The organism is Falsiroseomonas stagni DSM 19981 (assembly GCF_900114315.1).
Classification (GTDB): Bacteria; Pseudomonadota; Alphaproteobacteria; order Acetobacterales; family Acetobacteraceae; genus Falsiroseomonas; species Falsiroseomonas stagni.
Window position 1 is genome coordinate 1,309,203 of sequence record NZ_FOSQ01000001.1, and the last position, 13,407, is coordinate 1,322,609.

Consider the following 13,407-nt stretch of genomic DNA (forward strand, 5'->3'; position numbering starts at 1 on the left):
ATTGACGGGCCCTGTAAGGGTGATGCTCTGCGATGACAGTGCCGCGGCGCGGGCTGTCATGGCGCGGATGCTCTCCACCGATCCTGGCATCGAGGTCATCGCGAAGGCGACCGACGGCACGGAGGCCGTGGCACAGCTTTCAGCGATGAAGGCGATGGACCGGCCGCAGGTGATCCTGCTGGACCTGGAAATGCCGCGCATGGACGGGATGACCGCCCTGCCGCACCTGCTGCGCGTGGCGCCCGAGACCTCCATCATCGTGGCCAGCGCGCTGAGCCAGCGCGGCGCCAAGGCGACGATGGAGGCGTTGCGCGCCGGCGCGGTGGACTATGTGCCGAAGCCCTCCGCCGCCGCCGGCGGCATGAATGGCGGGCAGTTCCAGGCGGAACTGGTGGCGAAGGTGAAGGGCTGGGCGCGCATGCGCCGGCGCGCCCCGGCCTCCGCCCCCATGCCCGCGATGCGCATGGCAGCGCCGATGGCGCGGCCCGTGGCGGCGGCGGCGGCCGGCGTGGCGGCCACGCTGAAGCCGCGGGTCATCGCCATCGGGTCCTCCACCGGCGGGCCGCAGGCGCTGGCGGTGCTGGTGGCGAAGCTGAACCGGCCGCTTGCCGTGCCGGTGGTGGCGGTGCAGCACATGCCGGCGGGGTTCACGACCCTGCTGGCGGACCATCTGAACCGCATCGGCGCGCTGCCCTGCAGCGAGGCCAAGGATGGGGAGGCCTTGCTGCCCGGCCGCTTCTACCTGGCGCCCGGCGACCGGCATCTGCTGGTCCAGCCTGCCGGGCAGGGCTTCGTGGCGCAGTTGTCGGACGGGCCGCCGGAGAATTTCTGCCGCCCGGCCGTGGACCCGATGCTGCGCAGCCTGGTCGCGTCGTGCCAGGGCAAGGTGCTTGCCGCGATCCTGACCGGCATGGGCAGCGATGGCCTGGCGGGCAGCCGCGCCCTGGTGGCCGCGGGCGGCCAGGTGCTGGCGCAGGATGAGGCGAGTTCGGTGGTCTGGGGCATGCCCGGCGCGGTCGCCAAGGCGGGCATCGCGGCCGCCGTCACGAGTATCGAGGAAATCGCGGAGCGCATTGTCGCTGCTGGCGGAAACGGAAGGCGCACATGAGCAGTGATGGATTCGCTGACGTCGCGGGCGTGGTTCGCCGCCGCTCGGGCATCGTCCTGACCGATGACAAGGCCTATCTGCTGGAAACGCGGCTGGGGCCGGTGCTGCAGAAATTCGGGCTGGCCTCCATCGGCGCGCTCGGCGCGAAGCTGCGGCAGCGCCCGGATGAGCAGCTGGAACGCGCGGTGGTGGAAGCGCTGACCACGCATGAAAGCTCGTTCTTCCGAGACGGCAAGCCCTTCGAGCATCTGGCGAAGCTGCTGCCGCGGATGCTCGCACCCGGTCGCACGGGGCCGCTGCGCATCTGGTCCGCGGCCTGTTCGACGGGGCAGGAGCCCTATTCGATCGCGATGCTGGTGGCGGATGCGCTGGCGGGGCGCCCCGGGCCGAAGGTGGAGATCCTGGCCACCGACATCTCCGGCGACGTGATCGGCCGCGCGAAGCAGGGCGTCTACACGCAGTTCGAAGTCCAGCGCGGCCTGCCGATCCGCTCCCTCGTGAAGTACTTCAAGCAGGACGGCGCCAAGTGGCGGATCAACCCCGACCTTGCCGCCATGGTGCGGTTCGAGGAGCGGAACCTGCTGACGGACCTCTCCTCGCTCGGCAAGTTCGACGCGATCTTCTGCCGGAACGTGCTGATCTACTTCGATGCGCCGACCAAGACCCGGGTGCTGGATTCGCTCGCCAAGCGGCTGAACCCGGACGGTGTCCTCTACCTCGGCGGTGCGGAGACGGTGCTAGGGCTGACCGACCGGCTGGTGCCGGTTTCCGGGGAGCGCGGCGCCTACAGCGTGGCCGAACAGCGGGCGGCGGCCTGAGCGACCGGTGATCCCGCGCGGGGCCGCGCGGGATCATCCACGCCGTCAGTGGCGCGCGGCGTCCGCCGCATCGAAATGCCGCTTCACCAGGAACAGCGCGAACATCACGCCGAAGCCGAACAGGCCATAGCCGAAGATGGCGAGCGCCGCGTCATGCGCGGCCGCCGCGGTGGCCAGGCCGAGCAGGGCGGTGATGGCGGAGAAGACCATGAAGTAGATCATCGGCGGGACTCCTTCTGGGGTTGATCGTCGAACAGGATGCGGGACGCGGCGCCATCGAGATCGTCGTATTGACGGTTCCGCAGCGTCCAGAGGAACAGGGCCAGCGCCAGCAGGCCGAGGAACAGGGCGGCCGGCACCAGGAAGACCAGGGCGTTCACGACGAAGCCTCCTTGCCCGCGCGCAGCGCGTTCAGAATGACGATGATGGAGCTGCTCGCCATCACGACGGCGGCGATCAGCGGCGTGACCAGGCCCAGCACCGCCATCGGCACCGCCACGACATTGTAGATCAGGCTGAAGGCGATGTTCTGCTTCGCCAGCAGCTGCGCCTTGCGCGCCGCGCGGATGGCGGCGGGCAGCGCAGAGAGACCATCGCCGCGCAGCACGAGGTCCGATGTCGCCTGCGCGATGTCCGTGCCGGTCGCAGGGCTGGCGGAGACATGCGCGAGCGCCAGCGCGGCGGCATCGTTGATTCCATCGCCCACCATGAGGGGCCGCGCGCCCTGCTGGCGAAGGGCCTCGATCCGCGCGGCCTTGTCGGCTGGTGTGGCGCGGGCCTGCCAGGGGCCGATGCCCGTCGCGACGGCCGCTTCCTCCACCGCGCCGGCGCCGTCGCCGGAGAGCAGTTCCGTGGTCAGGCCGAGTGCCTGCAACTCCGCCACCACGCGCGCCGCATCGGGCCGCAGCGCATCAGCGAAGCGGAAGGCGACCGGCGCCTGGCCGGGGATGGCGAGATGCAGCGACATGCCGGAATCCGCCGCATCGTCGAACCCACAGAAGCGCGCGCTGCCAAGCCGGCTGTCACCATGCATCAGCCCGCTGCCGGGTACTTCCTCCACGCCATCCAGCGCCGGGGCGTCCGGGCAGGCGCGGACCAGGGCCTGCGCCAGCGGGTGCCGGCTGCCATGCGCCATGGAGGCCGCCTGCCGCAGCGCGGCGGCGTCCAGCGCGGGGTCCTCGATCAGCGTGGGATGGCCGAGCGTCAGCGTGCCGGTCTTGTCCAGCACAACATGGTCGGCGGAGGCCAGGCGTTCCAGCGCGGTGGCGGAGGCCACCAGCACGCCGCGGCGGAACAGCGCGCCGACGGTCGCCACCTGCACCGCCGGCACCGCGATGGCGAGGCCGCAGGGGCAGGTCACGATCAGCGCCGCCACCGCCGGCACCAGCGCCGCCTGCCAGGTGAGCCCCATGCCCAGCCACCAGCCGAGGAAGGTCATCGCCGCCACGGCATGGATGACGGGCACGTACCAGCGCGCCGCGCGATCGGCGATGGACACGAAGCGCCCGCGGCCCTGTTCCGCCTTCTCGATCAGCAGGCCGAGGGCGGCCAGCGACCCGTCCTTCGCCGCGGCGGTGACGCGCAGCGTGAAGGCGCTGCCCATGTTGACTGCGCCCGCCATCAGCGCATCCCCGGCGGCGATCCGGCGGGGCAGGGATTCACCGGTGGTGGCGCTGGTGTCGAGCAGCACGTCGTTGCCGGCGGTGCCATCCAGCCGCAGCCGGTCGCCGGTCGCGACCAGCAGCAGATCCCCGGCGCGCACGCTGGCCACCGGCACGGCGCGCGTCGATCCATCGGCCAGGCGCAGCTCCACGCTGCCATCCTGCAGCGCCAGCAGCTCCGCCACCGCCTGGCGGGCGCGGCGCCGCATGCCGCGATCCAGCACGCGGCCGGCCAGCAGCAAGGCGAGCAGCGCGGTCGCGCCATCGAACCAGGTATAGGGGCCGTTGCGGATCGCCTCGCTCAGGCTCATCGCCGTGGTGGCCAGCACGCCGAGCGAGACGGCGAGGTCCATGTTCGCGCGGCCCGCGCGGATGGCGTGCCAGGCGGAGCGGTAGAAGGGCATGCCCGCCACCAGCACCGTCGGCAGGCCGAACAGCGCCGCCAGCCAGTGCATCAGCGCGCGGGTATGCTCCCCCATGTCGCCGCCGACCCAGACGGCGACGGAGACGAGCATGACGTTCATCGACCCGAAGGCGGCGATGCCGAGCGCACGGACCAGTTGCCGGCCTTCCTCATCCTCCGTCGCGCGCAGGCAGGCGGGGGACCAGGGCGCGATGCGGAAACCGAGCCGCGCCACCAGCGCCGCCAGCGCCCGCGCCCGCGCCGCGTCGCCGCGCCAGCGGATGGACAGCCGGCGGGCGGTCAGGTTGACGCGCGCGCGCAGCACATCGGGTTCCGCCGCCAGCGCCTGTTCGATCAGCCAGACGCAGGCGCCGCAGGTCAGGCCACTGACCATGAGGTCGAGGGAGAGCGTGCCATCGGCCTCCGTCTGCGCCAGCGATGCGAAATCGACGGCGGAGGGCAGGTCCTCCGGCCGCAGGGCGCCGGCCACGGCTTCCTGCCGCGCATAGAAGGCGGAGAGGCCGAGGCCGCGCACGAGGGCATGGGCGGCGGCGCAGCCATGGCAGCAGAACTCGCCCTGGCCCGGCGCCAGCTCCGCGCTGCAATGCGCACACTGCGCGCGGGACAGGCCCGGTGCGAAGGCGCGCGGAAGGCCGACGCTGGCATTCATGGCAGGATCATCCGCTGGCGGATGTCGAGCGCCTGGCCATCCGGCCCAAGGAAGCGCAGCACCGCATCCCATTGGCCGGGCTGGCGGGCGCCGGTCTCCGCGCGGAAGCTGCCCGTGGCGGTGGCGGCGAAGTCGAGCGGCAGGGTCGTGCCCTCCAGCGGGCGGAGCAGCCGGCCTTCGAGGCGCCCCGGCACCGCGCCGCCATCGCGATCCTTCACCGTCACCACGACGCTGCCGCCGCGAAGCTGGACATCCGCGCGCCAGCCGAGCGCCGCCTGGCGGGACGCGGCCTCGATCACGTCGTTGTAGGTGCGGCCGCGATCATAGGCACGGCCCGTGGTGACGCCGGTGAAGGTGGTGAGGGCGAAGAACACCAGCACCATGTTCACGACGACGACGAGCAGCATGCCGCCGACGAAGACCCAGGGAATCCAGCGGCCGCGTGGCAGGGCGGCGGGCTTCATGACCATGTCGCTCATCGGGCTTCGGGTCCCAGGAAGATGCTGCTTTCGCTGACCACCGTCCGGCCCCGGCCATCGACCAGGCGGAAGGTGACGGGGATGGAGGCGCGGGTCGGCGTGCCGGGCGGCTGGGTCAGCAGCACGCGCCATTGCGTGATGCCGTCAGGCCGCGTCGTGACCATGGGCCGGTCACCATGGGCTTCCTGCACCTGCATGAGTAGGGGCGTGCGGGAATCCAGCACCAGGGCGTAGGTGCCGACATCGCGGTCCTTGTTGGCGATCTTCAGCGTATAGCCATTGCGCACCCCGCCATCGGAGAGCGTGACGAAGAGCGGCGCGCGGTCCCGCAGCACCGACAGCGTCACGGTCTGCCGCAGCAGCCAGGCGCCCAGCATGATGGCGACCACGCCGGCCAGCATGCCGGCATAGAGGATGGTGCGCGGCCGGATGAAGCGCGGCATGCGCCGCACCTCCATTCCCGTGGCGCAGCGGGCGCGCGACGGCGGCAGCGCCTTGGTCGCGGCGGTGGAGGCGGCGAGGTTCGACAGCGTCTCGAAGGCGATGAGGCCGGTCGGGCGATCGAGCCGCGTCATGATGTCGTCGCAGGCATCGATGCAGAGGCCGCAGCCGATGCATTCCAGCTGCTGGCCATCGCGGATGTCGATACCGGTGGGGCAGACATTCACGCAGGCCTGGCAATCCACGCAATCGCCGATGCCATCGGCCTTGGCCTTGCCGCGCGGCTCCCCCCGCCAGTCGCGATAGGTGACGACGAGGGAATTCTCATCCAGCATCGCCGCCTGGAAGCGCGGCCAGGGGCACATGTAGGTGCAGACCTGTTCGCGCGCCCAGCCGGCCAGCACATAGGTCGTGGCGGTGAAGAGGCCGAAGAAGAAATAGACGTCGCGTGATGCCTCGCCGGTCAGCAGTTCCACCGTCACGGTCGGCGCATCGTTGAAATACATGATCCAGGCGCCGCCGGTGGCCGCCGCGATCAGCAGCCAGGCGCCATGCGTCAGGCTCTTCTTGCGCAGCTTCTCCAGCGTCCAGGGCTGCTTGTCGAGGCGCATGCGTTCATTGCGGTCGCCCTGGACCAGGCGCTCCACCCCCATGAACAGGTCGGTCCAGACCGTCTGCGGGCAGGCGAAGCCGCACCAGACGCGGCCGAAGAGGCTGGTGGCGACGAACAGCCCGATGGCGCCCAGCACCAGCAGGCCGGTGAGGAAATAGACCTCCTGCGGCCAGATCTCGATGAAGAAGAAGAACAGGCGGCCATTGGTGATGTCGACCAGCACCGCCTGGTCCGGCGCGCCGGGACCACGGTCCCAGCGCAGCCAGGGGACGAGGTAGTAGAGCGCCAGGCACAGGATGAGCACGGCCCATTTCACGCGCCGCACCGGGCCCTTCACGGCCTTCGGATAGACCTTCTGCCGGTCCGCATAGAGGGATGGCGGCGGCGTCCCGACGGGCTTGAGGCGTTCGGGCGCCTGGATCGTGCTCATTGTCCTGGCCTTGCCTGCTCAGTTCTCGCCGCCGCCCAGCGCGTGGACATAGACCGCGAGCATGTTGATGATCGCGGGGTCCAGGCGCCGTCCCCAGGCCGGCATGACGCCGGCGCGGGCATAGGAGATGCTGCGCGCGATGGAGGCCTTGTCGGCGCCATAGAGCCAGATCTGGTCCGACAGGCGCGGCGCGCCGACGTCCCGGTTGCCCTCGCCACGCTCGCCGTGGCAGGCCGCGCAATTCTCGGCGTAGAGCGTCGCACCGCGCCCCGCCGCCGCCGCATCCTGCGAACGGTTGGAGAGGGAGAGCACGTATTCGGCCGTGTCGTTCACCTGCGGCAGGGTCAGCACGCCATCCGCCAGGAAGCGCGGCATCTGGCTGGTGCGTTCCTCATCGCTTTCGCCGGCGCGGACGCCGTTGGCGATGGTGTGGCGGATCGCGTCATGCGTGCCGCCCCAGATCCAGTCGTCATCGGCCAGCGACGGGAAGCCACCCACCGCACCCTGGCCGCCGGCGCCGTGGCAGCCCGCGCAGTTGTTGGCGAAGGCGGTGCGCCCACCCGCCACCGCGAAGGCGCGCAGCGTCGGATCGGCGGCGATGGTCTGCGGGTCCGACGCCCGGATGCGGGCCAGCATCGGCTCCATCCGCGATTGCGCGGCACGCACATCGCCGACCACCGCTTCCCGCGCGATCCAGCCCGTGACGCCCGTCGCCCCCTGGAAGGGGAAGGCGGGGTAGAGCACGACCCAGACGGCGGCGAAGGCGATCGTCGCGTACATCACATAGAGCCACCACCGCGGCAGCGGCGTGTTCAGCTCCTTCAGCCCGTCCCACTCATGGCCCGTGGTGTCGGTGCCGGTAAGGCTGTCCTTCTCGATCTTCGTGGGCATCGCTTGACACTCCTCAGGACAGGCGGTCGCGCGGGTCGTCGCGGAAGGGGATGTTCCCCGATTCCTCGAACCGGCGTTTCCGCTTGGGCGACAGCGCGTAGAACAGGATTCCCGTGAACAGCACGAAGAACCAGACGACCCAGATGCTGGAGAAGACGGGCTGCAGATCGGCGAGCGTCATGATGGCCGTCCCCTTCACTGCTGGCGCAGCTGGTCGGGCGTCACGTCACTGAAGCTGACGAGCGTGCCGAGCATCTGCAGGTAGGAAACCAGCGCATCCATCTCCGTCACCACGCCAGCATTGCCGTCGAAGACGCCCTGGCGGGCGCGGGCGTAGCGGGTGCTGAAGGCGCTCGCGTCACGCTCCGGCCGGGCCTGCGTCTCCAGGTCGGCGCGGGCATTCGCGATCATCTCATCCGTGTAGGGCACGCCGACGTTGCGCTGGGCGCGCAGGTGGTCGGCGATGTCCCCATAGGCCAGCGGCCGGTCGAGGAAGGCGTAGGGCGGCATGATGCTGTCCGGCACCACGGCGCGCGGGCTGCGCAGATGGGCGGCGTGCCAGTCATCCGAATAGCGGCCGCCGACGCGCGCCAGGTCCGGCCCCGTGCGCTTGGAGCCCCACTGGAAGGGATGGTCGAACATGCTTTCCGCCGCCAGGCTGTAGTGGCCGTAGCGCTCCAGCTCGTCCCGGAAGGGACGCACCATCTGGCTGTGGCAGGTGTAGCAGCCCTCCCGGATGTAGATGTTGCGTCCCATCAGCTCGAGCGGCGTGTAGGGGCGCACGCCCTGCACACGCTCGATCGTGCTCTCCACCGTGAACAGCGGCACGATCTGCGCGAGCCCGCCGATGGAGACCGTGATGAGCGTGAGCACGCCCATCAGGATCAGGTTCTTCTCGATGATGCCGTGATTGAACCAGCGCATTGCCGGGTCCTCCTTATTCGGCCGGTGCCGGGACGGGCATGGCGAAGGCGGGCAGCGCAGCCGGCTCCTCGCTCTCGCCGCGGGTCACGGTCATCCAGAGGTTGTAGGCCATGATCAGCGCACCGCTGAGGTAGAGCACGCCGCCGAGCATCCGGATGACGTAGTAGGGGTGCATCGCGGCGACCGTCTCGATGAAGCTGTATTGCAGGAAGCCCAGCTCATCATAGGCGCGCCACATCAGGCCCTGCAGGATGCCCGACACCCACATCGAGGTGATGTAGAGGACGATGCCGAGCGTCGCGATCCAGAAGTGCCAGGACACCAGCTTCTCGCTGTACACGCCCTTCTTCGCCCAGAGCTTCGGGAACAGCCAGTAGAGCGCGCCGAAGGTGATGAAGCCGACCCAGCCCATGGCGCCGCTGTGCACATGGCCGATGGTCCAGTCGGTGTAGTGCGACAGTGCGTTCACCGCCTTGATGGACATCACCGGTCCCTCGAAGGTCGACATGCCGTAGAAGCCGACGGCGGTGACGGAGAAGCGCAGCCCCGGATTGGTGCGGAGTTTGTCCCACGCGCCCGACAGCGTCATGATCCCGTTGATCATCCCGCCCCAGCTCGGCATCCACAGCATGATGCTGAACACCATGCCGAGCGTCTGCGCCCAGTCCGGCAGCGCCGTGTAGTGCAGGTGGTGCGGGCCCGCCCAGATGTAGAGGAAGATGAGCGACCAGAAATGCACGATCGACAGCCGGTAGGAATAGACCGGCCGTTCCGCCTGCTTCGGGATGATGTAGTACATCATGCCGAGGAAGCCCGCGGTCAGGAAGAAGCCCACCGCATTGTGGCCGTACCACCACTGGATCATCGCGTCCTGCACGCCGGACGCCACGCCATAGCTCTTGGCGCTGCCGAAGCTGATGGGAAGCGCCAGGTTGTTGCCGATATGCAGCATGGCGACGGTGACGATGAAGGCCAGGAAGAACCAGTTCGCCACGTAGATGTGGGGCTCTTCCCGCCGCAGGATCGTGCCGCCGAAGGCGACGAGGTAGTGCACCCACACGACGGTAAGCCACAGATCGACGTACCATTCGGGCTCGGCGTATTCCTTGCCCTGCGTCACGCCCAGCACATAGCCGAGGGCGGCGGTGACGATGACGAACTGGTAGCCCCAGAAGAGGAACCAGCCCATCGGCTCTCCACCGAACAGCCGCGCGCGGCAGGTACGCTGAACGATGTAGAGGCTGGTGCAGAACAGCGCATTGCCGCCGAAGGCGAAGATCACGGCGCTGGTGTGGACGGGCCGGAAGCGGCCGAAGGTCGTCCATTCCAGATCGAGGTTCAGCAGCGGCCAGGCCAGCTGCGATGCGATCACCACGCCCACCAGGAAGCCGACGACCCCCCAGAAGACGGTTGCAATCGCGAAGGCACGGATCGGTGCCTCCACATAGGGCTCGGGCCGTGCAACCGCGGCCGTCCCGGCCTGGTTGGCGGCGTAGCCTGCTACAGCCATCGCATCGATCTCCCCTGCGCATGCCACGGTCGCGATCTGACCGGCGCTATGGGGGCAGATGACACCTTCCCAGACTGGGCGTCCTTGATGCGGATCAATTACCGATGCGCCGTGGCGTGCCTATGCTGCATGCCAAGGAAGCCGCCCCAGGAAGATGGAATCCCCCCGATGAACGGCGAACCCATGCCGCTGGCGAAGACGGAACAGGCGAAGACGGGGATGCCCGGCATCGCCCTCGTGTCGAATGACCGGCCGTGGCGCTGGCTCGCGGCCGGGTGGCAGGATTTGATGGCGGTGCCGCATCTCGGCTTCGTCTATGGCGGCGCCGTGGTCGTCGCGGGATGGGTGCTGGTGGTGGTGCTGCTGCAACTCGGCAGCGCCTGGGCGATCCTGCCGGCGACGGCGGGCTTCTTCGTCGTGGCGCCCCTGCTGGGCGCGGGCCTCTATGAGGTGAGCCGGCGGCGCGAACGGGGGGAGGAGACGAGCTTCCTCGGCTGTGCCTATGCCTTCCGCCGCAACGGCACGCAGCTTGCGCTGATCGGCACGGCGCTGCTGCTGATCCATCTGTTCTGGATCCGCATCGCGGGGCTGCTCTTCGCGCTGTTCTTCGGCCTCGGCTTCTCGCCCGCGATCGAATCGCTGCCGATCGCCATGCTGCGCTCCGACAACCTGCTTCCCTTCCTGGTTATCGGCACGGGGTTTGGCTTCGTCCTGGCCTGCGTGTCCTTTGCCATTTCCGCGGTCTCCATCCCGATGATCATCGACCGCGACATCTCCGCCTTCGAAGCGGTCGCCGTCTCCGTCACGGCGGTCATGCGCAACTGGCGTGCCATGGCGCTGTGGGCGGGGCTGATCGTCGTCTTCACCGCGATGGCGCTGGTGCCGTTCTTCTTCGGGCTGGCGCTGGTGCTGCCGCTGATCGGGCACGCGACCTGGCATTGCTATCGCGACCTGGTGCGCTGACTACAGCAGCACGATATCCGCGGCGCCGAGCGTGGCGGGCGACACGCCCGCCAGCAGCACGCTGTGCCCCGACCCCAGCGCGAGCAGCGCGCCATCCGTGGTGGACTGGAACGCCGCCAGCACGGCGGCCGTGCTGGCGTAGAGCGTGACGGGGATGCCCAGACGGTCCTCGCCGCGCGCGAAGTCCGTGACCTGGTCCTGCCCTCCCGTGACCTCCATGACGAAGAGGTCGGCGCCCGCGCCGCCCGTCAGCGTATCGCCGCCGCCGCCGCCCTGCAGCGTATCGGCCCCGCCGGCGCCGAGCAGCAGATTCGCCAGCGCATTGCCGCGCATCACATTCGGCAGCGCATTGCCGGTGCCGGTGACGAGGCCGCCGAGCAGCAGCAGGTTCTCCACCTGGCCGGGCAGGATGTAGCCGCCGCCGGACAGGTCGGCCTGCACCCAGTCATTCCCGCCGCCCGGTTCCTCCACGATGAGGTCCCGTGCGGAATCGATCAGGTAGAGATCGTCATCCGCACCGCCGATCAGCAGCGAGTCGAGGCGATCCGCCGCCCGCCCATCCAGCGTATCCGCCCCGGCGCCGCCGCGCAGTTCGTCGCCGCCGCCGCTGCCGGCCAGCAGCCGGTCGTTGCCGGCATCGCCCTGCAGCCAGTCGGCACCTTCCGCGCCCTCCAGCGTATCGTTGCCCGGGCCGCCGGACAGGACATCGCGCCCGGTGCCGCCCGATGCCCAGTCATCCCCGTCATTGCCGTTCAGCACATCATTGCCCGCGCCGCCCAGCAGCGTGTCCGCGCCCGCGCCCCCGAAGCCGAGGTCCACGCCATCCCCGCCGCTGATCGAATCCGCGCCGTCGCCGCCCGCCAGCAGATCCACACCCGCGCCGCCATCCAGCGTATCGCCATCGGCCCCGCCCAGCAGCCGGTCATCCCCCGCGCCGCCCATCAGCGAATCCGCCCCGGCCCCGCCATCGGCCAGGTCATTGCCGTCGCCGCCGGCCAGGAGGTTGGCGCCCTCATTCCCGAACAGGCTGTCCGGCCCGGCGCTGCCGAACAAAGCGAGGTTGCCGGCGCCGGTGGCGAGGCGCAGGCGCTCGATCTCCGCCGGCATGGTCATGGCGCCGGCGGTCACGATCTCATCGATGCCGCCATTGGGCAGTTCGACCCAGATGTCGCCGGTGCCGGGGATGTAGGTGTCGTTGCCCGCCCCGCCGACCAGGCTGTCATTCCCCGCGCCGCCATCCAGCAGGTCATCGCCATCGGCGCCCAGCAGCGTGTCGGCCGCGTCGCCGCCCAGCAGCACGTCATTGTCGGCGCCGCCCTCCAGCGAATCGGCCTCCGTCCCGCCATCCAGCGTGTCGGCGCCGGTGCCGCCGGACAGCAGGTCGATCTCCGACCCGCCAAGCAGCGAATCGGCGCCCGCGCCGCCTTCCAGCGTATCCGCCCCGGTGGAGCCATCAAGCATGTCCGCGCCATCATCGCCCACCAGGCGGTCATTGCCCGATCCGCCCCGCAGCGTATCGGCCCCCGCATTGCCGGACACCGTGTCATTGCCGCCGCCCGCGGTGACGAGGTCGTTGCCCGCCCCGCCATCGATGAGGTCGTTGCCCGTGCCGCCGAGGAGCGAATCATTGCCATCTTCGCCCAGCATCGTGTCGTTCCCGGCGCCGGCATCCGCGCTGTCATTGCCCGCGCCGCCGCCCAGGCTGTCATTCCCGTCGAGGGAGGCGAGGGTGTCGTTGCCGCCATGGCCGAAGATGGCATCCGCGCCGGCGGCGCCGGCCAGCGACTCGGCGCCGGTCGTCCCATCCGTCACGGTGAAGGCGGGCAGGGAGCCGGGCTGGAGGATGGTGACGCTGACGATGAAGGCGGCGATGTTGCGGCCGTCCGACACCTCGATCATCACGTCGCGGACCGTGCCGCCCTGGCCGATCAGGTCGACGCCCTGGCGCAGCCGGAGCGTGGTGCCCACCATCTCGAACCAGGCGGAATCGGGCCAGGCGACGCTGTATTCCAGCGGGCCGGTGGAATCGGGATCATCGGCCAGCAGGATGCCGATCTCGGCGCCGACATCGGTGGCCAGCACCACGCCACCGGAGAAGAAGCGCAGGTTCTGCGGCGGCGTGTCATCCAGGCCGACCAGCTGCACCGCGTAGCTGTCCGGCAGCGCCACCCAGCCGGAGGCGGTGCGGACGGTCAGGCCGAAGCGGAAGACGAAGCCGTCGCCCAGCGTCTCCGCATCGAAGACCGCGGCGGGGGTGATGCGGATGCGGGTGCCCGCGGCTTGCAGCGTGGCGGAGAAGGCGCCCGAATCCGCGCCCGTCAGCGCAACCTCCAGCACCGGGCCGGACAGGGCCAGGGTGGCGGACCAGTCGGCGGGCTGCGCATTCTCGAAGATCGTGGCCGGCACGGTGCCGGTCACCACCACTGACATCAACGGGGCCCCATCCTGGTGGCGCCACCATCAAGCCGGGATCGGGTTGACGCCCCGTCAACGCGC

At 70.0% G+C, this 13,407-nt stretch carries 13 protein-coding genes; 3 read left to right on the plus strand and 10 right to left on the minus strand.

Going from position 1 to position 13,407, the window contains the following annotated elements:
* Positions 1–22: 22 nt before the first annotated feature.
* Entirely contained in the window at positions 23–1,108 is a 1,086-nt protein-coding gene (cheB, locus tag BM041_RS06150; protein WP_092956887.1) for a chemotaxis-specific protein-glutamate methyltransferase CheB, read from the plus strand.
* Complete coding sequence (locus tag BM041_RS06155) at positions 1,105–1,926, plus strand: CheR family methyltransferase (protein WP_092956890.1); 822 nt, start codon at positions 1,105–1,107, stop codon at positions 1,924–1,926. The genes cheB and BM041_RS06155 overlap by 4 nt, the downstream gene beginning before the upstream one ends.
* Before the next feature lie 45 nt (positions 1,927–1,971).
* Here the strand turns inward: BM041_RS06155 and BM041_RS30465 are convergent, their stop codons facing one another.
* From BM041_RS30465 to ccoN, 9 genes are read right to left on the minus strand one after another with little or no spacing between them, the layout of a single operon-like run.
* Positions 1,972–2,148 (minus strand): hypothetical protein, encoded by a 177-nt coding sequence (locus BM041_RS30465; protein WP_175533766.1) that lies wholly within the window; start codon positions 2,146–2,148, stop codon positions 1,972–1,974.
* Positions 2,145–2,306 carry a cbb3-type cytochrome oxidase assembly protein CcoS gene (gene ccoS / locus BM041_RS06160; RefSeq protein ID WP_092956893.1) on the minus strand — a complete coding sequence of 54 codons (162 nt, stop codon included), beginning with the start codon at positions 2,304–2,306 and terminating at the stop codon, positions 2,145–2,147. Before ccoS ends, BM041_RS30465 begins: the two co-directional genes overlap by 4 nt.
* Complete coding sequence (locus BM041_RS06165) at positions 2,303–4,660, minus strand: heavy metal translocating P-type ATPase (RefSeq protein WP_092956896.1); 2,358 nt, start codon at positions 4,658–4,660, stop codon at positions 2,303–2,305. The genes ccoS and BM041_RS06165 overlap by 4 nt, the downstream gene beginning before the upstream one ends.
* On the minus strand, positions 4,657–5,139 hold the full coding sequence (locus tag BM041_RS06170; RefSeq protein WP_092956899.1) for a FixH family protein: 483 nt from the start codon (positions 5,137–5,139) through the stop codon (positions 4,657–4,659). Before BM041_RS06170 ends, BM041_RS06165 begins: the two co-directional genes overlap by 4 nt.
* Positions 5,136–6,623: a cytochrome c oxidase accessory protein CcoG gene (gene ccoG, locus BM041_RS06175; protein WP_092956902.1), complete on the minus strand. Its 1,488-nt coding sequence runs from the start codon at positions 6,621–6,623 to the stop codon at positions 5,136–5,138. The genes BM041_RS06170 and ccoG overlap by 4 nt, the downstream gene beginning before the upstream one ends.
* 18 nt (positions 6,624–6,641) lie before the next feature.
* On the minus strand, positions 6,642–7,514 hold the full coding sequence (ccoP, locus tag BM041_RS06180) for a cytochrome-c oxidase, cbb3-type subunit III (protein WP_092956905.1): 873 nt from the start codon (positions 7,512–7,514) through the stop codon (positions 6,642–6,644).
* Positions 7,515–7,527: 13 nt separating this feature from the next.
* Entirely contained in the window at positions 7,528–7,695 is a 168-nt protein-coding gene (locus BM041_RS06185) for a cbb3-type cytochrome oxidase subunit 3 (protein WP_092956908.1), read from the minus strand.
* Positions 7,696–7,709: 14 nt separating this feature from the next.
* Positions 7,710–8,438 (minus strand): cytochrome-c oxidase, cbb3-type subunit II, encoded by a 729-nt coding sequence (ccoO, locus tag BM041_RS06190; RefSeq protein WP_092956911.1) that lies wholly within the window; start codon positions 8,436–8,438, stop codon positions 7,710–7,712.
* A gap of 13 nt (positions 8,439–8,451) precedes the next feature.
* Positions 8,452–9,948, minus strand: coding sequence for a cytochrome-c oxidase, cbb3-type subunit I (gene ccoN, locus BM041_RS06195; protein WP_092956914.1), 1,497 nt, complete (start codon positions 9,946–9,948; stop codon positions 8,452–8,454).
* Between the two features lie 168 nt (positions 9,949–10,116).
* On the opposite strand from ccoN, the gene BM041_RS06200 reads away from it, so the two are divergent.
* On the plus strand, positions 10,117–10,911 hold the full coding sequence (locus BM041_RS06200; RefSeq protein WP_245761941.1) for a DUF2189 domain-containing protein: 795 nt from the start codon (positions 10,117–10,119) through the stop codon (positions 10,909–10,911).
* Here the strand turns inward: BM041_RS06200 and BM041_RS31765 are convergent, their stop codons facing one another.
* Entirely contained in the window at positions 10,912–13,341 is a 2,430-nt protein-coding gene (locus tag BM041_RS31765) for a calcium-binding protein (protein ID WP_092956917.1), read from the minus strand.
* Positions 13,342–13,407 lie beyond the last annotated feature (66 nt).

Excerpts from the sequence above, each read along its gene's own strand:
- cheB (WP_092956887.1), top strand. The coding sequence starts at position 23 with ATGCTCTGCGATGACAGTGCCGCGGCGCGGGCTGTCATGGCGCGGATG.
- BM041_RS06155 (WP_092956890.1), top strand. The coding sequence starts at position 1,105 with ATGAGCAGTGATGGATTCGCTGACGTCGCGGGCGTGGTTCGCCGCCGC.
- BM041_RS30465 (WP_175533766.1), bottom strand. The coding sequence starts at position 2,148 with ATGATCTACTTCATGGTCTTCTCCGCCATCACCGCCCTGCTCGGCCTG.
- BM041_RS06165 (WP_092956896.1), bottom strand. The coding sequence starts at position 4,660 with ATGAATGCCAGCGTCGGCCTTCCGCGCGCCTTCGCACCGGGCCTGTCC.
- BM041_RS06170 (WP_092956899.1), bottom strand. The coding sequence starts at position 5,139 with ATGAGCGACATGGTCATGAAGCCCGCCGCCCTGCCACGCGGCCGCTGG.
- ccoG (WP_092956902.1), bottom strand. The coding sequence starts at position 6,623 with ATGAGCACGATCCAGGCGCCCGAACGCCTCAAGCCCGTCGGGACGCCG.
- ccoP (WP_092956905.1), bottom strand. The coding sequence starts at position 7,514 with ATGCCCACGAAGATCGAGAAGGACAGCCTTACCGGCACCGACACCACG.
- BM041_RS06185 (WP_092956908.1), bottom strand. The coding sequence starts at position 7,695 with ATGACGCTCGCCGATCTGCAGCCCGTCTTCTCCAGCATCTGGGTCGTC.
- ccoO (WP_092956911.1), bottom strand. The coding sequence starts at position 8,438 with ATGCGCTGGTTCAATCACGGCATCATCGAGAAGAACCTGATCCTGATG.
- ccoN (WP_092956914.1), bottom strand. The coding sequence starts at position 9,948 with ATGGCTGTAGCAGGCTACGCCGCCAACCAGGCCGGGACGGCCGCGGTT.
- BM041_RS06200 (WP_245761941.1), top strand. The coding sequence starts at position 10,117 with ATGAACGGCGAACCCATGCCGCTGGCGAAGACGGAACAGGCGAAGACG.
- BM041_RS31765 (WP_092956917.1), bottom strand. The coding sequence starts at position 13,341 with ATGTCAGTGGTGGTGACCGGCACCGTGCCGGCCACGATCTTCGAGAAT.